Origin of the sequence: Kosakonia quasisacchari (assembly GCF_004331415.1) — a bacterium.
In the GTDB taxonomy this organism is placed as follows: Bacteria; Pseudomonadota; Gammaproteobacteria; order Enterobacterales; family Enterobacteriaceae; genus Kosakonia; species Kosakonia quasisacchari.
Genome location: NZ_SJOP01000012.1, coordinates 1 through 22,236, shown reverse-complemented (window position 1 = coordinate 22,236; position 22,236 = coordinate 1). Strand labels below are relative to the sequence as shown.

At 44.0% G+C, this 22,236-nt stretch carries 18 protein-coding genes; all 18 read left to right on the top strand.

Features of this window, described 5'->3' with window-relative positions; all coding sequences use genetic code 11:
- Window positions 1-10 precede the first annotated feature (10 nt).
- The 18 genes from wcaM (at window position 11) to ugd (ending at window position 22,177) form a co-directional block, all read left to right on the top strand.
- Window positions 11-1,426, top strand: a complete 1,416-nt coding sequence (gene wcaM, locus E0L21_RS14125) for a colanic acid biosynthesis protein WcaM (protein WP_131410529.1) — start codon at window positions 11-13, stop codon at window positions 1,424-1,426.
- Window positions 1,427-1,603: 177 nt separating this feature from the next.
- Window positions 1,604-2,497 (top strand): GalU regulator GalF, encoded by an 894-nt coding sequence (gene galF, locus E0L21_RS14120; protein ID WP_065370577.1) that lies wholly within the window; start codon window positions 1,604-1,606, stop codon window positions 2,495-2,497.
- 409 nt (window positions 2,498-2,906) lie between these two features.
- Complete coding sequence (gene rfbB / locus E0L21_RS14115) at window positions 2,907-3,995, top strand: dTDP-glucose 4,6-dehydratase (protein ID WP_131410527.1); 1,089 nt, start codon at window positions 2,907-2,909, stop codon at window positions 3,993-3,995.
- The gene (gene rfbD, locus E0L21_RS14110; protein WP_131410525.1) at window positions 3,992-4,891 is read left to right on the top strand and encodes a dTDP-4-dehydrorhamnose reductase; all 900 of its coding nucleotides are present in this window, start codon (window positions 3,992-3,994) and stop codon (window positions 4,889-4,891) included. The genes rfbB and rfbD overlap by 4 nt, the downstream gene beginning before the upstream one ends.
- Window positions 4,892-4,939: 48 nt before the next feature.
- On the top strand, window positions 4,940-5,818 hold the full coding sequence (gene rfbA / locus E0L21_RS14105) for a glucose-1-phosphate thymidylyltransferase RfbA (RefSeq protein ID WP_131410522.1): 879 nt from the start codon (window positions 4,940-4,942) through the stop codon (window positions 5,816-5,818).
- A 3-nt stretch (window positions 5,819-5,821) separates the two neighbouring features.
- Window positions 5,822-6,364 carry a dTDP-4-dehydrorhamnose 3,5-epimerase gene (gene rfbC, locus E0L21_RS14100; protein WP_131410520.1) on the top strand — a complete coding sequence of 181 codons (543 nt, stop codon included), beginning with the start codon at window positions 5,822-5,824 and terminating at the stop codon, window positions 6,362-6,364.
- Between the two features lie 9 nt (window positions 6,365-6,373).
- The gene (gene rffA / locus E0L21_RS14095; protein WP_131410518.1) at window positions 6,374-7,504 is read left to right on the top strand and encodes a dTDP-4-amino-4,6-dideoxygalactose transaminase; all 1,131 of its coding nucleotides are present in this window, start codon (window positions 6,374-6,376) and stop codon (window positions 7,502-7,504) included.
- 28 nt (window positions 7,505-7,532) lie between these two features.
- Window positions 7,533-9,053, top strand: coding sequence for a lipopolysaccharide biosynthesis protein (locus E0L21_RS14090; RefSeq protein ID WP_131410516.1), 1,521 nt, complete (start codon window positions 7,533-7,535; stop codon window positions 9,051-9,053).
- Window positions 9,054-9,069: 16 nt separating this feature from the next.
- Window positions 9,070-10,356, top strand: a complete 1,287-nt coding sequence (locus E0L21_RS14085; protein WP_131410514.1) for a glycosyltransferase — start codon at window positions 9,070-9,072, stop codon at window positions 10,354-10,356.
- 467 nt (window positions 10,357-10,823) lie between these two features.
- The gene (locus E0L21_RS14080) at window positions 10,824-12,104 is read left to right on the top strand and encodes an O-antigen ligase family protein (protein WP_165501915.1); all 1,281 of its coding nucleotides are present in this window, start codon (window positions 10,824-10,826) and stop codon (window positions 12,102-12,104) included.
- A gap of 3 nt (window positions 12,105-12,107) precedes the next feature.
- Window positions 12,108-12,668 (top strand): acyltransferase, encoded by a 561-nt coding sequence (locus E0L21_RS14075; protein WP_131410510.1) that lies wholly within the window; start codon window positions 12,108-12,110, stop codon window positions 12,666-12,668.
- Complete coding sequence (locus tag E0L21_RS14070; protein WP_131410508.1) at window positions 12,661-13,680, top strand: glycosyltransferase family 2 protein; 1,020 nt, start codon at window positions 12,661-12,663, stop codon at window positions 13,678-13,680. The genes E0L21_RS14075 and E0L21_RS14070 overlap by 8 nt, the downstream gene beginning before the upstream one ends.
- 16 nt (window positions 13,681-13,696) lie before the next feature.
- Window positions 13,697-14,851 carry a glycosyltransferase family 4 protein gene (locus E0L21_RS14065; protein WP_131410506.1) on the top strand — a complete coding sequence of 385 codons (1,155 nt, stop codon included), beginning with the start codon at window positions 13,697-13,699 and terminating at the stop codon, window positions 14,849-14,851.
- A 13-nt stretch (window positions 14,852-14,864) separates the two neighbouring features.
- Complete coding sequence (locus E0L21_RS14060; protein ID WP_131410504.1) at window positions 14,865-16,289, top strand: mannose-1-phosphate guanylyltransferase/mannose-6-phosphate isomerase; 1,425 nt, start codon at window positions 14,865-14,867, stop codon at window positions 16,287-16,289.
- A gap of 1 nt (window position 16,290) precedes the next feature.
- Window positions 16,291-17,718, top strand: a complete 1,428-nt coding sequence (locus E0L21_RS14055; RefSeq protein WP_131410502.1) for a phosphomannomutase — start codon at window positions 16,291-16,293, stop codon at window positions 17,716-17,718.
- Between the two features lie 48 nt (window positions 17,719-17,766).
- Window positions 17,767-19,203, top strand: a complete 1,437-nt coding sequence (gene wbaP / locus E0L21_RS14050) for an undecaprenyl-phosphate galactose phosphotransferase WbaP (protein WP_131410500.1) — start codon at window positions 17,767-17,769, stop codon at window positions 19,201-19,203.
- A 134-nt stretch (window positions 19,204-19,337) separates the two neighbouring features.
- On the top strand, window positions 19,338-20,744 hold the full coding sequence (gndA, locus tag E0L21_RS14045) for an NADP-dependent phosphogluconate dehydrogenase (RefSeq protein WP_131410498.1): 1,407 nt from the start codon (window positions 19,338-19,340) through the stop codon (window positions 20,742-20,744).
- Window positions 20,745-21,010: 266 nt separating this feature from the next.
- The gene (gene ugd, locus E0L21_RS14040) at window positions 21,011-22,177 is read left to right on the top strand and encodes a UDP-glucose 6-dehydrogenase (protein ID WP_131410496.1); all 1,167 of its coding nucleotides are present in this window, start codon (window positions 21,011-21,013) and stop codon (window positions 22,175-22,177) included.
- The last annotated feature ends 59 nt before the right edge of the window (window positions 22,178-22,236 follow it).

The window sequence follows — 22,236 nt, the reverse complement described above, 5'->3', positions numbered from 1 at the left end:
CAGAGGTTTTATGACCGTGAAGAAAACAGCAACTGCGCTCTCTCGCCGCACCTTTCTGGCCGCCGGTTCCGCGCTGGCGGCGCTTCCTTTACTACATATTCCGGCAGCCCGCGCGTTGGGGCGTAACGACACGGTCAGCATCAGTGATTACAACCGTAATGACTGGCCCGCCGCGTTTAAACAGGCTTTTGCCGAAGGGCAAACCGTGGAAGTCCCCGCGGGTGTGGTCTGCGACAATATCAACACCGGTATTTTTATTCCCGCCGGCAAAACGCTACTGGTGCGCGGCGCGCTGAAAGGTAACGGACGCGGACGCTTTGTGTTGCAGGACGGCAGCCGTGTGGTGGGGGAGAAGGGCGGCAATTTCTATAACATCACGCTGGATGTTCGCGGTTCGGACTGCGTAATCAAGGGCGTGAGTATGAGTGGCTTTGGCCCGGTGATGCAGATTTACATTGGCGGCAAAGATGCGCGCACAATGCGCAATTTGCTGATTGATAACATCACGGTGAGCAAAGCGAACTATGGCATTTTACGCCAGGGGTTCCACAACGAACTGGACGGTGTACGGATTACTAATGGTCATTTCAGTGACTTACAAGGTGATGCGATCGAATGGAATGTGGCCATCAACGACCGCAATATCCTGATCTCCGACCACGTGATTGATAATATCAACTGCACCAATGGAAAGATTAACTGGGGCATTGGTATTGGGCTGGCGGGCAGTACCTACGACAATAACTACCCTGAAGATCAAGCGGTTAAAAACTTTGTCGTGGCGAATATTACCGGCAGCAACTGCCGCCAGTTAGTGCATGTGGAAAACGGTAAACATTTTATTATTCGCAACGTTAAAGCGAAAAACATCACTCCGGATTTCAGTAAGAAAGCCGGGATTGATAATGCGACGGTGGCGATTTACGGCTGCGATAATTTCGTCATTGATAATGTTTCAATGGTGAATAGCGCCGGTATGCTGATTGGCTATGGTGTTATCAAAGGCGATTATTTGTCGATCCCGCAGAATTTCAAACTCAACGATATCCAGCAGGACAATAGCAGCAGCAAATATAAGCTGCGCGGTATCCAGATATCGTCCGGTAATGCCACGTCATTTGTGGCTATCACTAATGTGAAAATGCAGAGTGCGACACTGGAGCTGCACAATAAACCGCAACATCTTTTCCTGCGTAACATCAACGTAACGCAAGAGGCTGCTAACGGCCCGGCACTGAAGATGAACTTCGATTTACGCAAAGATGTGCGCGGGCGTTTTATGGCGAAACAGGATACGTTGCTGTCGCTGGCGAATATTCATGCAGTCAATGAAAATGGACAGAGTTCAGTCGATATCGACAGGGTCGATCAGCATGTGGTAAATGCCGATAATTTGAACTTCCGTTTGCCGGCGAAGCGGCTCTAAGCGCATTAAATAGCCTTTTACGATAAATCCTGGTGATTTAGCACCAGGGTTAGGATTACATCTACTGCCTTACAGGGACATTAGGCGTAACATCTTTCACTTTCCTCGCTGCAAACGCACTGGCGAAAACAGGTTAAAGGTTTATAATTCATCCAATTATTATAGGTGGAAGAAATAATGGTTAATTTGAAAGCAGTTATTCCGGTAGCCGGCCTGGGGATGCATATGCTCCCTGCCACGAAAGCGATTCCAAAAGAGATGCTACCGATCGTCGACAAGCCGATGATTCAGTATATCGTCGACGAAGTTGTTGCTGCAGGGATCAAAGAAATCGTTCTGGTGACCCACTCGTCAAAAAACGCCGTGGAAAACCACTTCGACACCTCCTACGAACTTGAAGCGCTGCTTGAACAGCGTGTTAAACGCCAGTTGCTGGCGGAAGTGCAGTCTATTTGTCCGCCAGGCGTGACGATTATGAACGTGCGTCAGGCGCAGCCGCTGGGTTTAGGTCACTCTATTCTTTGTGCGCGTCCGATCGTTGGTGATAACCCGTTTGTCGTGGTGCTGCCGGATATCGTGCTGGATACGGCGACCGCCGATCCGCTGCGTTACAACCTCGCGGCGATGGTGGCGCGCTTTGCTGAGACCGGCCGCAGCCAGGTGCTGGCAAAACGCATGAAAGGCGATCTCTCTGAGTACTCCGTTATCCAGACCAAAGAGCCGCTGGATACAGAAGGCAAAGTCAGCCGCATTGTTCAGTTTATTGAAAAGCCGGATCAACCGCAGACACTGGATTCCGATCTGATGGCAGTGGGGCGCTATGTGCTTTCTGCCGATATCTGGGCAGAGCTGGAAAAAACCGAACCGGGCGCATGGGGTCGTATTCAACTGACCGATGCGATTGCTGAGCTTGCGGAAAAACAGTCTGTTGATGCGATGTTGATGACTGGCGACAGCTATGACTGCGGTAAGAAAATGGGGTACATGCAGGCCTTTGTGAACTACGGTCTGCGTAACCTGAAAGAAGGTCAGAAATTCCGCGAAAGTATTAAGAAATTGCTTACACAGTAAAAATTAAAAATGTTGTGTAATTAAGATATTTAGAGCAGGGGCAGAAAGGGTTGCCAGAAGGACATTTGATCCTTTGGTTATTCTTACTGCCTTTTTTATTTTCATTATAAAATCAACGGTTAAAAAAGGTAGGAATGAGTAATTCTTGCGCTGACGTAAGCAAGATTTTTCCTTGTTTCCATGCCTGTTTCGGCGGAGAATAGCCGCTTAGCATTTTGTGCCAAGTGGCGGATTCAAATAAGGGTGGCGCAGTCGTTAACATTGTAAATTGCTGACTAAAGCACACAGTACACAGGTAGCTGAAGAGCCTGGGGCGGTAGCGTGTCCAAAAGATGTTCATGCAAGTTAATAACCCACTCTTAACTCACCTTAAGTTAAAACAATAGTAAAGCAAAAGCGGAAGAAACTCGTGAAAATACTGGTCACAGGTGGTGCAGGTTTTATTGGGTCTGCAGTCGTTCGTCATATCATTAATAATACTGCTGATTTAGTGGTTAATGTTGATAAATTAACCTATGCCGGGAATTTGGAATCACTGGCGGAAATCAATAACGACCCGCGTTATGTTTTTGAACGTGCGGACATTTGTGATAGTGATGCAATGGCGCGGATTTTTGCTGAGCATCAACCTGATGCGGTCATGCACCTGGCGGCAGAAAGCCATGTTGATCGCTCGATTACGGGTCCTGCCGCGTTTATTGAGACAAATATTGTCGGCACCTATGTATTGCTTGAAGCGGCACGCCAATATTGGGCCCAGCTTGATGAGGCGCGCAAAGCGGCATTCCGCTTTCATCACATCTCCACTGACGAAGTGTATGGTGATTTGCCTCACCCGGATGAAGTGGCCGCTGGCGAAGCATTGCCTCTGTTCACTGAGCAGACAGCTTATGCGCCGAGCAGCCCTTACTCTGCCTCTAAAGCCTCCAGCGATCATCTGGTCCGCGCGTGGCGCAGAACCTATGGTTTCCCGACGATTGTTACTAATTGCTCCAATAATTACGGACCGTTCCATTTCCCGGAAAAACTGATCCCGCTGGTTATCCTGAATGCGTTGGCGGGCAAAGCGCTGCCGGTGTATGGCAAAGGGGATCAAATTCGTGATTGGTTGTATGTCGAGGATCACGCGCGTGCGCTTTATACCGTGGTCACGCAAGGTGTTGCGGGTGAGACATATAATATCGGGGGCCATAACGAAAAACAGAACCTCGATGTTGTCCACACGATTTGTGACTTGCTTGATGAAATCGTACCGAAGGCTACCTCTTATCGTGAACAGATCACTTACGTAACTGACCGTCCGGGTCACGATCGCCGTTATGCAATCGATGCCGATAAAATCAGTAAAGAACTGGGCTGGAAACCGGTTGAAACTTTTGAAAGCGGAATCCGTAAAACGGTTGAGTGGTACTTGTCCAACAGCGCATGGGTCGCGAACGTGCAAAGTGGTGCCTACCAGTCGTGGATTGAGCAAAACTACGGGAAGCGCAGTGAATGAATATTCTGTTATTCGGAAAAACGGGACAAGTAGGCTGGGAGCTTCAGCGTTCACTGGCTCCATTGGGTAACCTGATTGCGCTGGATGTTAACTCAACAGAGTATTGCGGTGACTTCAGTAACCCAGAAGGTGTTGCCGAAACCGTACGCCGCATACGACCTGACGTAATCGTCAACGCTGCCGCGCATACTGCAGTTGATAAAGCGGAATCCGAGCCTGAATTTGCCTCACAGCTGAATGCGAAAAGTGTTGAGTCTATTGCGCGCGAAGCTGCAAAAATTGATGCATGGGTGATTCACTATTCGACCGACTATGTTTTCCCGGGTGATGGTGATACGCCGTGGGTGGAAACGGATAGCACCGCTCCGCTGAATGTCTATGGCCAGACAAAGCTCGATGGCGAAAAGGCATTGCGCGAGAACTGTCCGAAGCATCTTATTTTCCGCACCAGTTGGGTTTACGCCGGAAAAGGAAACAATTTCGCGAAGACCATGCTCAATCTTGCGAAAACGCGCAATGAACTCTCGGTCATTAACGACCAATTTGGCGCACCGACCGGCGCTGAGTTACTTGCAGATTGTACCGCTCATGCCATCCGCATCGCGCTGGTGCAACCACAGGTAGCCGGTTTGTATCATCTGGTTGCAGGTGGTGAGACATGCTGGCATGACTACGCGGCGCTGGTTTTTGCTGAGGCCAGGGAAGCGGGTGTTGAACTCGCCTTGAATAAATTAAACCCTGTATCGACAGATAGTTTCCCAACGCCAGCTAAACGACCGCATAACTCGCGCCTTAGCACCGAAAAGTTTCAGCGTACTTTTGGTCTGGTTCTCCCGGACTGGGAGTTCGGCGTGAAACGTATGCTGGCTGAGCTATTTAGCACTACGCCAATTTGACTATTTGAAAAGTGCCTCTGGCCAGGCATTTTTGCTCGGGATTACGAAATGAAAACGCGTAAAGGAATTATACTGGCGGGCGGTTCGGGAACTCGTCTGTACCCAGTTACAATGGTTGTGAGTAAACAACTGCTGCCAATCTATGATAAGCCAATGATTTACTATCCGTTGTCCACGCTGATGCTTGCGGGGATTCGCGATATTTTAATTATCAGTACCCCGCAGGATCTGCCTCGCTTCGAACAACTGCTCGGCGATGGTAGCCAGTGGGGTCTAAGCCTTCATTACAAAGTACAGCCAAGCCCTGACGGGTTAGCGCAGGCGTTTATTCTTGGTGAAGAGTTTATTGGTAACGACCCCTGCGCTCTAGTGCTAGGAGATAATATTTTCTATGGTCATGATTTGCCGAAGCTGATGGATACAGCGGTCAACCAGGAAAGTGGTGCGACTGTTTTTGCCTATCATGTTAACGATCCTGAGCGCTATGGCGTGGTGGAGTTCGATAAAACCGGGACGGCCATCAGCCTTGAAGAGAAACCACTTGAGCCGAAGAGTAATTATGCGGTTACCGGGCTTTATTTTTACGATAACGATGTTGTCGCAATGGCAAAAAACCTTAAACCATCCGCCCGAGGCGAGCTGGAAATTACCGATATCAACCGTATTTATATGCAGCAGGGGCGTTTATCGGTGGCGATGATGGGCCGTGGTTACGCATGGCTGGACACCGGTACGCACCAGAGCTTAATCGAAGCCAGCAACTTTATCCAAACCATTGAAGTACGCCAGGGGCTCAAGGTCGCTTGTCCTGAAGAGATTGCATTCCGTAAAGGATTTATCAGCGCTGAACAGGTGCGAGAGTTGGCAGTTCCGTTGTCCAAAAATGCCTATGGGCAGTATCTCCTGAAGATGGTTAAAGGCTATTAATAAATGAATATTCTTGAGACGGAAATTCCGGATGTGCTGATCATCGAGCCAAAAGTTTTCGGCGACGATCGCGGATTTTTCTATGAAAGTTATAACCAGCTAGTATTAGAAGAGAGAATCGGTTGTAAGCTCTCATTTGTGCAGGACAATCATTCAAAGTCAAAGCAAGGAGTACTTCGCGGTCTGCATTATCAAGCCGAACCTTACGCACAAGCAAAATTGGTGCGCTGTGTAGTGGGAGAAGTGTTTGATGTCGCAGTTGATATCCGCCTTGATTCCCCAACTTTTGGGCACTGGGTTGGTATTAACCTTTCCGCAGAAAATAAACGCCAACTTTGGATCCCCGAAGGATTTGCTCATGGTTTTTTAGTCCTGAGTGAAATAGCTGAATTTTTGTATAAAACCACAAACTATTATGCACCGGCAGCAGAGCGTGGTTTTGCATGGAATGACCCAACATTAAATATCGAATGGCCAATGTCATCGGATAAACTGATACTTTCATTAAAAGATATGCAAGCTGGCAGTTTTGCTGATTTAAAATAAGGAAGAAAAATGATTCCATTTAATAAACCCTATTTACAAGGGAATGAGCTGACATATATTGCGCAGGCAGTTAGTGGTGGGAAGATTTCTGGTGATGGCGTTTTTACTAAGAAATGTCATGAGTTTTTTGAAAAAAAATATGATTTTAAGAAAGCCCTTCTTACTACTTCGTGTACTGATGCATTGGAAATGGCTGCAATATTACTGAATATTCAGCCTGGCGATGAAGTGATTGCACCATCCTATACTTTTGTTTCAACAGTAAATGCCTTCTCTCTACGTGGTGCGAAACTGATTTTCGTAGATAGCTATAGTAACAATCCAAATATTGATCCCGTTGCTATTCGTAACGGTATTACCGAAAAAACTAAAGCGATTATCGTCGTTCATTATGCCGGGGTAGCCTGCGATATGGATGCGATTATGGCAATATCGAAAGAATTCAATATTCCGGTTGTTGAAGATGCAGCACAAGCGATCGACTCTTATTATAATAATAAGCCATTGGGCAGTATTGGGACATTCGGTACTTTTTCTTTTCATGAGACGAAAAACATTATCTCTGGTGAAGGAGGAATGCTTGTCATCAACGACGATAAGTACATTCAACGCGCTGAAGTAATTAGAGAGAAAGGCACAAATCGTGCTTCATTCTTTAGAGGCGAAGTGAATAAATACGGATGGGTTGATATTGGTTCCTCATTCTTACCTTCAGATATTATTGCAGCTTATCTCTATGCTCAGCTTGAAAACATAGATATCATCCAAACCAAAAGAATAGCGCTTTGGGAGCAGTATTACGCTGGTCTAAGTAGCCTTGCCGAAACCGGTGTCATAACACTTCCAATAATTCCAGTGTTTGCAAGTAACAATGCGCATATGTTTTACATCGTTTGTGAAAATATAAATGTCCGAACCGGGCTTATTCAGCACCTTAAGGATAACGGCATATACTCTGTTTTTCATTATCTCTCATTGAATAAAAGCGAGTATTATCTCGCTAACAACGAAAGTGTTGATCTTGAAAATAGCGATCATTTTACTGACAGTTTGCTAAGACTCCCAATGTTCTATGAATTAGAATTGGAACAAGTAGATTATATATGCTCAAAAATAATTGAGTTTTATAATGCGAAGTAATGTGTTCCGCTCGTTTTTGTGAGCTATTATGTTTAAAAAAATAGTTATTCTATATGCGGCTCAACTATACCGTGTTGCATTTCCACTATTTTTGGTCCCATTGATTATTGGACTCTTGGGTACGGAAAGATATGGTATAGTTTCTTTTTTTACGATGCTAATAACATTAATGGGGTTGCTGGATGCAGGAATAAGCGGAACTTTTATTAAGTTAGTTGCTACCAATAAAAATAATCTTGTAACCTTCATAAAGGTTATTAAATTATTTATTAAAGTATTATGTGGTTTTGTTATCGTCGCTGGATTTGTTAGTTTTGCTTTTAACTATTTTTCCTTATATATAGTTACCGATTGGTTACAAACGACATTATCTAGAGAAGAAACTGTATATTGTATAAAACTCACAGGTATAATTCTTGCTCTTTTATATTTGCGGTCGTATTTACAGAGCTTTATAAATGGAATGGAACGACAGGATTTAATTGCTATATGGAATATGTTCTATACCACAGCATTTTATGGTGGTTCATATCTAATCCTTTCCTTTTATTCAAATACGCTATTTGCTTTTTTTAATACATTATTATTTCTATCTATCATAGACAGTATTGCGACATTAAGTTGCGTTGCTTATGTTGTTATTAAACAACATCGGCAACTGATAAGTTGTGATGAGGAAAAAGATAAGAATAGTACCGATATCATTTCATTCATAAATATAGTTAAGTTTTCGTTGCAATTATCTGGTTTGTCAATGATTTGGGTCATCGCTACTCAAGTTGATAAAATCGCGTTATCAACATACACCGATTTAACCCTCTACACTCATTACCAAATTGGTTCTCAACTAAGCGCTGTCGTGCTAGCACTGACTGCACCGTTATCACAATTCCTGCTACCCAGATTAAGCGCACTGGTTAAAGAAAATAATTACAATAAATTTATTGAGTTGTTTAGCATTAGTTCTGTCGGATATGTAGTGATTCTCGGCCCGTTAGTGCCTTACATGTGCGTTTATGGAAACGATCTCATTTCATTGTGGCTTAAAAACAAAGATCTCGGATTTGCTGTTAATTTATATGCTAAGTGGCTGGTTTCTGCTGCTTTTTTTGCGGGGATAATGAACTTTGTTTTTATATTGTTATATTCTAAAGGCCAGTTAAAGTACCATTTTTATGCATATGCATCCTATTCTGCGATAACGATTCCGTTAACGATTATTATCGCTAAATTATATGGCCCAGAATGGTTGTGTATATTCTATTTTATACATACCATCCTTTTCATGATTTTATGGGGAGGTTTTTGTTTAGGTAAAGAAATGATAGGTTATATCTCTTTATTGTTTCCCTTAGCTTCGGTTGTTTTAATATTATCTTTCTTGGTTTTTTTTATTATACAAAAATTACAAATTTTTATTTCATATAGGATAATATATGTCATTTTCCCTCCTGTTGTTAATGTGATTATTATTTCCACATTTCTTTATTTTTTACGTATGCCATTAATGGCAGCGGTCAGGAGTATTAAGTTAAAAAAATGGTATTAGCAAAGCGAGTTCAACCATGAATGTTTTACATTTATCTACAGGCGATAGCAAAGGTGCGTTTTATGGCGCATATAGAACACATATAAATCTTCAAAGATATGGTCATGACTCCACAATGTTTGTAGTTGAAAAGACATCGAATGATGAGAACGTTATCTCTGTGGAAAATATCAGACATAAGGTTCTTAACTTTTTTATTAAATTAATTCGGCGGTCTCTGGTGCGTTGGAATGATGTGGAAAACAAGTATTATTTACTCTATAACTCCACTTTTAGTTTGAATGAACTTTATTATAGTTATAAGAAAAAACCTGATTTAATAATTATTTATTACGTTGCGGGTTTTCTTTCTGATTATGATATATATAAAATACAAAAGAAATACCGATGCCCTGTTGCATTTTATCTCATGGATGCTGCTATGTTCACCGGTGGATGCCATTACCCATGGAGATGTGAAGGGTATATACATGGTTGCGATAATTGCCCAGCAATGAAATTCCCCAATTTAATTAAACTTCCTGCTTACATGTTTAACAACAGGAAGAAATATTATCAAGAAATGGACTGTTTTTTCTTGTCAGCAAGTAAATGGCTTGACGAGCGTTGTAATAAAAGTGGAATAAAAGCAAAGTTAGGTATTAAAAAAGCAATAATAGGTATCGATGAGAATATATTTTCTCCTCGCCCTCTTGATTCAGCCCAAAAACACATACAAATTAATATTCCGGAAGGGCGTCGAGTTATTTTTTTAGGTGCACAGTCTCTCGGTGACCCTAGAAAGGGGGTGAAATACGTTGTTGAAGCTCTTAATATAATTAAAAAAAGCCATCCTGAGCATCTTAGTAAAGTTTCTCTTTTGACTGTGGGAAACAAGGCAGAACTCCAGCTACCTGAGTGTATTCCGGTCATAAACATTGGGTTTATAAGTGACAAAGATAAGTATCCATTCTTATATAACTTTGCTGACGGCTTCATTTGCCCTTCGATAGAAGATGCTGGACCGATGATGATAAATGAGGCGTTGATGTCAGGTGTTCCTGTTGTTGCTTTTAAAGTTGGTGTGGCAGAGGATCTTATTGTTGATGGTCGAAACGGGTTTCTGGCACGACAAGTTAATTCTAATGCACTCGCAGAAGCAATTTTGAATTTGTTACGGTTGAATGATTCATCCTTAGACGCGCAAAAAGAATATGCCCGGCAGTATGCCCTGGAAAAATGCTCGGCGCATACGCAAGTGCGTGCAATAGAATCTCTTATCGGTGAATCTTCAAATTCTTTTAATGGTGACTTAAATTTTTAAGGGGAAGTTGATGTTTCCCCCTTAAAAACCACCGCAAAATACTGCATATTTAGGGCCGATGATGAATAAAGAGATATATGTTTAATTTATGGCCTTAAAATATCTTTACGAAATCGCCTCGTTTATTTTATATAGTTTTTAATGTTATGGAGATGTTACGGCATCTGATGGGTGAGTATTAATAGTTTATAATGAACAGATTCAAAGTCGATTGTACTAACGAAAAATATTTCTTTTATATGTGACAATAAAATCATCATCAATTTTCTAATAATGCTATTTCAAAGGTCATAATAGTAAAAGAGAATTTTTAATGAGAAAACTATTATGTGGCTTTGTTTAATAAGCGCATTTTTATTATTTCTAATTATGTGCCAAAGATTTTTATATTTTGTATAAAACCTTTTTTAATTAGACGGTCGTTAAGGTAGTGTTTTTATTCACCAACATGTATGGAATGCCTAATAATGTTAAACAGAGTTTCGTTTGAAAGAATACTTCTTTTTTTGATAATGGCAATTGTTGGTTCACCTTATCTTAGCTCATGGCTTCCTAAAGTCTCTGATATGCCAATAGGCCCGCTTATTCGGTGCGTGGCCATTCTTTTGTTTTATGTAATAATCATCTATACTCTATTTTTATCTGGAAGATTTAAAATCAACGGTAGTTTAATCACGCTTTTTATCCTGATGTTATTAGGTATTCTGCTTTCGATTATAGAGAATCGCTCAAATATTTTGCAAGTCGTTCTGGGATTGCATGCCTTGGTTTTCTACCCAATGGTTTTTAGTATTCTTGCCTGTTATTTTAATAATGATTATGACAATGATCGCTGGCGTAGGATTGCCTCTTTTTTAAAGCGAGTGCTGACAGTGGTTTTTCTTATCACCAGCTCGATAGCGATTATTGATGTTGTAACTGGCGGAAATTTTACATTGATGCTTGGCTACAACCCCAACTATGGGGGAGATAATTTTTCATTAATTAACCGATATTATGATTTAGTGAGAGCCAACGGCGGATTTGCCGATGCATTGGCTTTCGGTTACTTGATGGTTATTGCTTTCATCTTCTTTGTTTATAACATTTTTAGTAAATATGGTTCAAAATATATAAACCTGTTAGGTGCTATATTGGCCACCACCGCCTGCTTTATGTCAATTACGCGTGGAGCGATTATTGCCTTAATATGTGCCGGGCTGTTTTTTTTATGCCGGAGTAATATTATCGTGAAAGTTAGTACTTCATTAATAGCTTTCTTGCTGCTGGTTGCCATTTCGTTGAGTAGTTATTCAGATATATTTGTTGGACGTTTCACCGACAGTGACAAAGGTTCAAAGTACTCCACGACGCAACGTTTTGATATGGCGTCAAACTCGGTAGATTTTCTTGTCAACCACCCACTAGGTGAAGGCTTGGGATCTCAAGGTGCAGGAAGCACGCTCTCACAAACGACAGAAAGAATTAACACTGATAACTTTATCTTCCATGGTATGTTAGAAGCAGGTATTTTTGGCGGCTTGATGTTTCAGTTGTTAATATTATATCAATTCAGAGTTTTCTATAAAAAAACAAAAGGAGCACGGCGGTTTTTCTTTGCATTATTTTTCTTATACTGGTTATCTGCGGCGGTGAGTTCCTCGTTCCAGGCGGGTATCCTCTCTGTTTTATTTTGGGTTGTGTGTTTTATTATTTACAGCGAAACGATAATCACAAGAAGAGAATCACTCCTGGAACGTAGGAAGTAAACTATGCTGATCTATAAAATTAAAGGCAGATTACGTGCGTTGTATTACAATTTTACTCGCAAGTTATCTATACGAATTCTGGGGAGTAATCCCAAGATTTTCGGTGCGAAGTATATGAAGATGACAAATTGCTCTATCGGAGACAATTGTTGGATACAAGCAGTCGCTAAATATAAAACACAAAACTTCACGCCAGAAATCATTTTTGGTGAAAATGTAATGATGAGTTGCAATGTTCATATATCAGCTGTGAAAAAGATTGATATTGGAGATAATGTTTTATTAGGCTCTAATATTTATATTGGTGATCATTCGCATGGTTCAACTCGTCCTGCAAAATACGAAGCTCAAATTCCTCCGGCATTCCGTGACTTGGATGATATCGCAGAGATAAAAATCAATGATAACACCTGGGTTTGCGACAATGTGGTCATATTAGCCGGTACATTCGTTGGTAAAGGTTCAATCATCGCGGCGAATTCAGTTGTGAAAGGCCACTTCGAAGAAAATAGTCTCATTGCCGGAAATCCAGCAAGATTCATAAGGAAACTGACTAATGGGTAATGCCGCAACAATTTCAGTTGTTATACCAAGTTATAACCGGGTTCAGGAGTTACAAGAACTCCTTAGCTCTGTACTATCACAGGAGGTTTATCCTGATGAAGTGCTAATCTGCGAAGACAATTCTCCGGACAAAATCAATATTCAAAATATGGTTGATTCATTTCGAAGCGAGTACGAAAATAACAAAATAAAACTCACTTTTATTATTAATGAATTGAATCTTGGTTATGATAAAAATTTGAGAAAATGCATCGAAAGCGCTTCATGCGAATGGGCGTTGATTATGGGTAATGATGATCTGCTATTGCCTAATGCTATTTCCGAAGTGAAAGGTTATATAGCAAAAAATCCACAAATTAATTTTATTTCGCGTACATTTTTGCGCTTTAATCATGATGTTTACAATCCCATTGGCTTGTCTTCGCTGAGTGACAAGGACTCGATTTATAAATGGGGGGCATCAGAGCCCAAAATGATTTTCAGGACCGCAGGTTTTGTCGGCGGATTAATTGTCAATGTTCCTTTCGCTAGATCTTTACATACGGAGGAATTCGATGGTTCGCTCTATTATCAAATCTATTTAGCAGCTTCTGCTTTTATAGGTGCAGGTATCGGTTATATCTCCCGGCCAATTATCGGTGGTCGTGCTGATAATCCACCTATGTTTGGTCAGGCGGCGGACGACAAAGAAGTTCATGTCCCTGGCAGTTACACTGCTCGCGGACGCGCTGCGATGTGGCGCGGCGTTCTCACCATAGCGAAAAGCGTGGGTGCAGCATATAACGTCGATCTTTATACACCGTTAAAACATGAGCTTACTACCAGACAGTCATTCCATATTTTTGAAATGAATGCGGGGCAAAGTATCAAAGTTAATAAAGAATTAAAGCAGGAGCTCTCTGCTCTAGGGTTAATGAGCCACCCCGTGCCGCTTATGTTCTATTTTCTTAACTGCACGTTGAAATCTAATGCGCGTTTTATCTATAAAGCTATCCGCAAAGTCATGCAATAATAACAAGGTTATATCAATGAAAAACGGTGTTAAAATCTCCCTTGTTCATGAGTGGCTGTTAAATTATGCAGGTTCAGAGCAAGTTTCCGCGCAAATATTAAAAGTTTTTCCTGAGGCTGATCTTTTTTCGGTGGTGGATTTTCTTACTCCGGAACAACGTGCGAATTTCATGAATAAAAGAGCGAAGACTACCTTTATTCAACACTTGCCCAAGGCGCAAAAATATTATCAGAAGTATCTGCCATTAATGCCTCTGGCGATTGAACAGTTGGATGTTTCGAATGCCGATATAGTAATTTCAAGTGCGCATGCCGTGGCCAAAGGGGTAATTACCGGCCCTGATCAGTTACATATAAGTTATGTGCATTCACCTATCCGGTATGCTTGGGATCTACAGCATCAGTATTTGCGTGAATCTGGACTTAATAAAGGATTGAAAGGCTGGTTCGCTAAATGGATTCTGCACAAAATGCGTATCTGGGATTGTCGTACATCGAATGGTGTCGATCATTTTCTAGCTAATTCACAATACATTGCACGCAGAATTAAGAAAGTTTACGGACGCGAGGCGGATGTTATTTATCCACCAGTGGCTGTGGATAAATTTGAGCTGAGAAATGAAAAATCTGATTTTTATCTAACAGCGTCAAGGATGGTTCCTTATAAGAGAATTAGTCTGATTGTTGAAGCTTTTAATGCCATGCCAGACAAAAAACTGATTGTTATTGGTGATGGTCCTGATTTCGAAAAAATAAAAAATATTGCCGCAGCCAATGTCACCATGATGGGGTACCAGCCATTTACTGTTCTGCGCGAGCATATGCAAAACGCAAAAGCTTTTGTTTTTGCCGCAGAAGAGGATTTCGGAATTATTCCCGTCGAGGCACAGGCTTGCGGTACGCCTGTTATCGCGTTTGGTAAAGGTGGTGCGCTCGAGACAGTCATCCCGCCTGAACGCAGCGACCCGACGGGTATTTTCTTTGTGGAACAAACCACCAGCGCTATTATTGAATCTGTTGAAATATTCGAAAAAAGCTCGGTTGCATTTACCCCAGAATCATGCCGTAAAAATGCTGAACGTTTTTCACAGCAGCGTTTTGAGCGTGAAATAAAAGAGTATGTCGAATCAAAATGGACGGAGTTTTGCCATTATCGACAGGTAAAACGTTAATATTGGTAGCGCTATGAAAAATATAATGCCTGTGATCATGGCTGGCGGTAGCGGAAGCCGTTTATGGCCACTCTCGCGAGAAATGCATCCAAAACAATTTCTTCAAGTCGGCGGCAGCAAAACCATGCTGCAACAAACGGTTAAGCGCCTGGATAAATTACAGATGTGTCCGCCTGTCGTCATCTGTAATAACGAGCATCGGTTTCTGGTTGCAGAGCAAATGCGCGCTATCGACAAACTGTCGGACAATATTATTCTGGAGCCTTCTGGTCGCAATACCGCGCCAGCAATCGCCTTAGCGGCCTTTACGCTCCTCCAAAAAAAGCAGCTGAAAGCTGACCCGATCATGTTGGTGCTCGCGGCTGATCATGTCATTCAGAATGAAGATGCCTTTATCGCTTCTGTTACGCAGGCTGTCGCCTATGCCGAACGCGGTAAACTGGTGACTTTTGGCATTGTTCCCTCACATCCGGAAACCGGATATGGCTATATTCGCCGTGGGCAGGCGCAAGGGGATGATGCGTTTGTTGTTGCCGAGTTTGTCGAAAAACCGAGCTATGACATTGCTTGTGACTATTACTCCAGCGGTGAATACTACTGGAACAGCGGCTTGTTCATGTTCAAAGCCGAAAGTTACCTGGCAGAGTTAAAAAAATATCGACCCGAAATTTATGCGCAGTGCGAACGCGCGGTGGCGCGGACCCATCAGGATTTAGATTTTGTAAGGATTGACGAACAGGCTTTTGCGCAATGTCCTGCGGAATCCATTGATTACGCCGTAATGGAGCATACCGATCATGCAGTTGTCGTCCCAATGGATGCCGGCTGGTCTGATGTCGGCTCATGGTCGTCGCTGTGGGATATTTCCCCTAAAGATGAACATGGGAATGTAAAACAAGGGGATGTCCTCGAGTTTGACTGCCATAACACTTATGTCCATTCGGAAGACGCGCTGGTAGCGACCTTAGGGCTGCAAAATATCGTTGTGGTCCAGACCTGTGATGCGATTCTAATTGCTGATAAAGACCACGTGCAGAATGTGAAAAAAGTGGTTGAATATCTTAAGTCTAGCCACCGGACTGAGCACCGCGATCACCGGGAGGTCTACCGACCTTGGGGAAGCGTTAATACGATGGTGCAAGGAGATGATTATCGTGTTCGTAAAGTCACTGTGCACCCTGAAAAGCAACTCGCCGCGCAAATCCATCATCAGCGTGCTGAACACTGGATGGTACTCTGCGGACGCGCAAAAGTGATTCTGCAAGATCGCGAATATTTCGTCGAAGAAAACCAGTCAACGTTTATTCCCGCAGGCCTGGTACATGTATTGGCGAATGCAGGTTCAACTCCTCTGGAAATCATTGAAATTCAATCAGGTAAAAATTTAAGCGAAGACGATATCATTCGTGTTGAAAATCCTGTTTCAGAGAAAAAATAGAATGTCTGATTTTTTAAGCAATGTTGTGATTAACAATTCGAACATACAGTTTGGCACCAGCGGTGCAAGAGGGCTGGTTCAACATTTCACACCACAAGTATGTGGTGCATTTGCTGCTAATTTTTTGAGCACTACCGCCGCCGCGTATACTTTTGATACTGTTGCGATTGGTATCGATAACCGCCCGAGTAGTTACGGTATGGCACGTGCCTGTGCCGCTGTTGTCGAACATATGGGTTTCAAGCCACATTACTGTGGTGTCATTCCAACACCGGGGCTGGCATATTACGCGCTCAAGAACAAAATCCCGGCGATAATGATAACCGGCAGCCATATTCCATTCGATCGTAATGGGTTAAAGTTTTACCACCCGACCGGTGAAATAACGAAGTCTGACGAAGCGGTAATTGTAACTGGGAGTACCCGTTTTACCTTGCCCGCCAGGTTGCCTGATTTGACGGTGAATAACGATGCCAGCGCGCACTATATCGCGCGTTATACTTCTTTCTTCCCCGAAAATGCCCTTGCGCGAATGCGGATTGGCATTTATGAACACTCCAGCGCCGGACGGGATATTTACCCTGCGCTGTTTTCGATGCTCGGCGCGGAGGTTGTTTCCCTTGGTCGTAGCGATCAATTCGTGCCTATCGATACCGAAGCGGTGTCCGAAGAGGATCGACTGCGGGCGATAAACTGGTTACGCGAGTTTCATCTTGATGCCGTATTTTCAACCGATGGTGATGGCGACCGGCCATTATTGAGCGATGAGAAGGGATACTGGCTGCGTGGCGATATCCTTGGATTACTATGCTCTTCGCATCTGGGTATTGATGCGGCGGCGGTGCCAGTGAGCAGTAACAGTATTATCTCCACTAGCGGTTTGATCCCTCACGTTGCGCTGACCAAAATAGGCTCGCCGTATGTTATCGCGGCATTTGACGCGTTACTGGAACAATTCGCTCGTGTCGCCGGTTTTGAAGCCAATGGCGGCTATCTATTAGCCAGTGATATCCATTACGACGGCCGCATGCTGAAATCATTACCTACCCGTGATGCATTATTGCCGGCAGTGACGGTGTTGGTTTCAAGTCAGCATAAAAGGATCAGTCAACAATTAGCGGAATTACCACCGCGTTATACCTCTTCGAACAGACTGCAGAATTTTTCTGTCGCCCAGAGTGTTGCTTTGCTGGATAAGCTTGTGAATGACCCTGCGAAGGCATTAAGCGCTTGTGGTTTAACGAATACGAGCGTTGTGGGACGGGATATGACGGATGGCGTCAGGTTACGGTTGAATAACGATGATATTATTCATCTCCGACCTTCCGGAAATGCGCCTGAATTACGATGTTATGCTGAGTCCACCTCTTCAGACAAAGCAGATGAGTTAGTCAGAGTTATTCTCTCTCATATCAAGGACCGTTTCTGATGATTAACATAAGTCGGCTTTTCATTCAATTAGAATTGTGAGGGGATAATGGAATTTAAGGATGTGAGGAATAATTATAAGCCCTTCTTGTGTCAGCTTTTTCTCGCGCTGTCTGATTTTATCTTTTTTAATCTGTCATTAGTTTTTTCATTGGCGCTGGTCTATTTTCTGTTTGCTGATTTACAGCGTTTCATTCCGCAGGAGCAGTTTCAATATCGTATCGTTTCCCATTTATTATTGTCATTAACCTGTGTCGCGTGGTTTTTAATCCGCCTGCGTCACTATTCTTACCGCAAACCGTTTTGGTATGAGTTGAAAGAGATCCTGCGCACAATTATCATTTTTGCGATCTTTGATTTGGCGTTGATTGCTTTTACCAAATGGCAGTTCTCGCGTTTTGTCTGGGTGTTTTGCTGGAGCTTGGCGCTCTTTATGGTGCCCTTTTTCCGCTTCACCACGAAGTATCTGTTGAATCGGTTAGGCATCTGGAAAAAGAAAACCATCATTTTGGGCAGCGGTAAGAACGCGCGTGAAGCTTGGTTTGCCCTGCAGAGCGAAGAAATGCTGGGATTTGAAGTAGCGGCTTTCTTTGATGATGAAACAACTGAGGACATGCTTCTTGATTGCCCTGTTTATAAAAATGCTGATGACATCTGGCAAGATCCCGATCTTAGACATGTTCATTTTATCATTGCCTTCGATGTCGATGAGATAGACAAGACGGTCGCGTGGCTGAGGGAGTTGTCCAAACACCAGTGTCGCTCAGTAACCGTCATTCCTTCATTGCGAGGGTTGCCGCTGTATAACACGGACATGTCGTTTATTTTCAGCCATGAAGTAATGCTGCTGCGGATCAACAACAACCTCGCGAAACGCACTTCGCGTTTCCTTAAGCGTTCCTTTGATATCGTATGCACACTGTTTATTTTGCTCATTTCATCACCGTTGTTTATCTACCTGTGGTACATGGTGACGCGTGACGGCGGGCCAGCCATTTATGGGCACCAGCGGGTGGGCCGCGCCGGGAAACTTTTCCCGTGCTACAAGTTCCGCTCTATGGTGATGAATTCACAAGAAGTATTACAAAACTTGCTAGAGAATGATCCGCAGGCGCGTGAAGAGTGGGACAAGGATTTTAAACTGAAGAATGATCCGCGCATCACGAAAGTAGGGCATTTTATCCGCAAAACCAGTCTTGATGAGCTACCTCAACTTTTTAACGTGCTGAAAGGTGAAATGAGTCTTGTCGGACCGCGTCCCGTGGTCACGAAAGAGCTAGAACGCTACGAACTGGATGTTGACTATTATTTGATGGTGAAACCCGGAATGACCGGCTTGTGGCAGGTTAGCGGGCGCAATGACGTGGACTATGATACGCGCGTCTACTTTGACTCCTGGTATGTGAAAAATTGGTCCTTGTGGAACGATATCGCCATTCTCTTCAAAACGGTGAAAGTCGTGCTTCGCCGGGATGGCGCTTATTAGTGCAGGAGCGCCAACTGGTGGTTCAAAGTGACATCTATTGCTACCAGCTTAGTGGTTTCCTGAGTTAACATTATTTTTACTTAACCTAGCTGTAGATATACCGGCTGGGTGTTCAAACCTGACAGGAGTATGTAATGTCCAAGCAACAAATCGGCGTTGTTGGTATGGCGGTAATGGGGCGCAACCTGGCGCTCAACATTGAGAGCCGTGGCTACACCGTTTCAGTTTTCAACCGCTCCCGCGAAAAAACCGAAGAAGTCATTGCCGAAAACCCGGGCAAAAAGCTGGTTCCTTACTACACCGTACAAGAATTTGTCGAATCCCTGGAAACCCCGCGCCGCATCCTGTTGATGGTGAAAGCCGGTGCAGGCACCGATGCTGCTATCGACTCCCTCAAGCCATATCTAGATAAAGGCGACATCATTATTGATGGCGGCAACACGTTCTTCCAGGACACCATTCGTCGTAATCGTGAACTCTCTGAAGAAGGTTTCAACTTCATCGGCACTGGCGTTTCCGGTGGTGAAGAAGGCGCGCTGAAAGGTCCATCAATTATGCCTGGCGGTCAAAAAGAAGCCTATGATCTGGTTGCTCCGATTCTGACCAAAATTGCCGCAGTGGCGGAAGATGGCGAACCTTGCGTGACGTATATTGGTCCGGATGGTGCGGGTCACTACGTTAAAATGGTGCACAACGGTATCGAATATGGCGATATGCAGTTGATTGCCGAAGCTTACGCGTTGTTGAAAGGTGGCCTGAATCTCTCTAACGAAGAGCTGGCGAAAACCTTCAGCGAGTGGAACGCGGGCGAGCTGAGCAGCTATCTCATCGATATCACCAAAGATATCTTCACCAAGAAAGATGAAGAAGGTAAATACCTGGTTGATGTGATCCTCGACGAGGCGGCGAATAAAGGCACTGGCAAATGGACCAGCCAGAGCTCGTTGGATCTCGGCGAGCCGCTGTCACTGATTACCGAATCCGTGTTTGCACGCTATATCTCTTCTCTGAAAGAGCAGCGTGTTGCCGCGTCTAAAGTGCTTTCCGGTCCGCAGGCGAAACTGGCGGGGGATAAAGCTGAATTTATCGAGAAAGTACGCCGTGCGCTATACCTCGGTAAAATTGTTTCCTATGCGCAGGGGTTCTCCCAGTTGCGTGCCGCTTCCGACGAGCACAACTGGAATCTGAATTACGGTGAAATTGCGAAGATCTTCCGCGCAGGCTGTATTATTCGTGCGCAGTTCCTGCAGAAAATCACCGACGCCTATGCCGAAACCCCGGCTATCGCAAACCTGCTGTTGGCACCGTACTTCAAGAAAATTGCCGACGACTATCAGCAGGCGCTGCGTGATGTAGTAGCCTATGCCGTGCAGAATGGTATTCCGGTACCGACCTTCTCAGCAGCGGTGGCATACTACGACAGCTACCGCTCTGCGGTACTGCCGGCGAACCTTATCCAGGCTCAGCGTGATTATTTCGGTGCGCACACCTATAAACGCACTGATAAAGACGGCGTGTTCCATACCGAGTGGTTGGATTAATCTGATAATCACCCATCTTGTTTACCCAAGCCCGGTTGCTAAAGCCGGGCTTTTTTTCGTCTGATCCGCCATTTTTTCGGGCAGTCATATTCATTTTGTCGATTATTGCCCGCTAAACCATACATAAACGCCGCTGTTGACGGCCGATTGTCGCCTTGACAGTCCCTCAACAGAAGAGGTAAAAACCCCAACAGTTATTGATATTAAGCGGGGGGCGACGGGATCGTCATCTCCGGTTCCATACACTCACAAAAGTTGCTTATCGAATGAAAATAACAATCTCCGGAACAGGTTACGTTGGGCTATCAAACGGGATTCTGATCGCGCAGAACCATGAAGTGGTGGCGCTGGATATCGTTCAGTCCAAAGTAGATATGCTTAATCAGAAGATCTCTCCCATTGTAGATAAGGAGATCCAGGAGTATTTGCAGAATAAGCCGCTGAACTTCCGTGCGACGACCGACAAACTCGACGCCTATCGCGGCGCGGATTTCGTCATCATTGCCACGCCGACGGATTACGATCCAAAATCTAACTACTTCAATACCAGCAGTGTGGAATCAGTCATTCGTGATGTTCACGAGATCAACCCGCAAGCGGTGATGATCATTAAATCCACCATTCCGGTGGGCTTTACCCAATCCATTCGTGAAAAATACGGGATTGATAACGTTATCTTCTCACCGGAATTCCTGCGTGAAGGTAAGGCGCTGTACGATAACCTGCACCCATCGCGTATCGTTATCGGCGAACGCTCCGAACGTGCCGAGCGTTTTGCTGCGTTGTTGCAGGAAGGCGCTATCAAAAAAGATATTCGCGTACTGTTCACCGACTCCACGGAAGCCGAAGCGATTAAACTGTTCGCCAACACCTATCTGGCGATGCGCGTGGCCTACTTTAACGAACTGGATAGCTATGCAGAAAGCCTGGGGCTGAACAGCCGCCAGATCATCGAAGGCGTATGTCTGGATCCGCGTATTGGCAATCATTACAACAATCCCTCGTTTGGTTACGGTGGTTACTGCTTGCCGAAAGATACCAAACAACTGCTGGCGAACTACCAGTCGGTACCGAATAACATTATTTCGGCTATTGTTGATGCTAACCGTACACGTAAAGACTTTATTGCGGATTCCATCCTGGCGCGTAAACCGAAAGTGGTGGGCGTTTATCGTCTGATCATGAAGAGCGGTTCCGATAACTTCCGCGCCTCTTCCATTCAGGGCATCATGAAGCGTATTAAAGCGAAGGGCGTGCAGGTCATTATTTATGAACCAGTGATGCAGGAAGATGAATTCTTCCACTCCCGCGTGGTACGCGATCTGGACGCGTTCAAACAGGAATCAGACGTCATCATCTCCAACCGTATGGCGCAAGAGTTGGCGGATGTGGAAGAGAAGGTCTATACCCGCGATTTATTCGGTAACGACTAATTGTTAATGTAGAAAGTAAAACGGCCCGTCAGGCTGATGGTTCCCCATAAATAAAGACA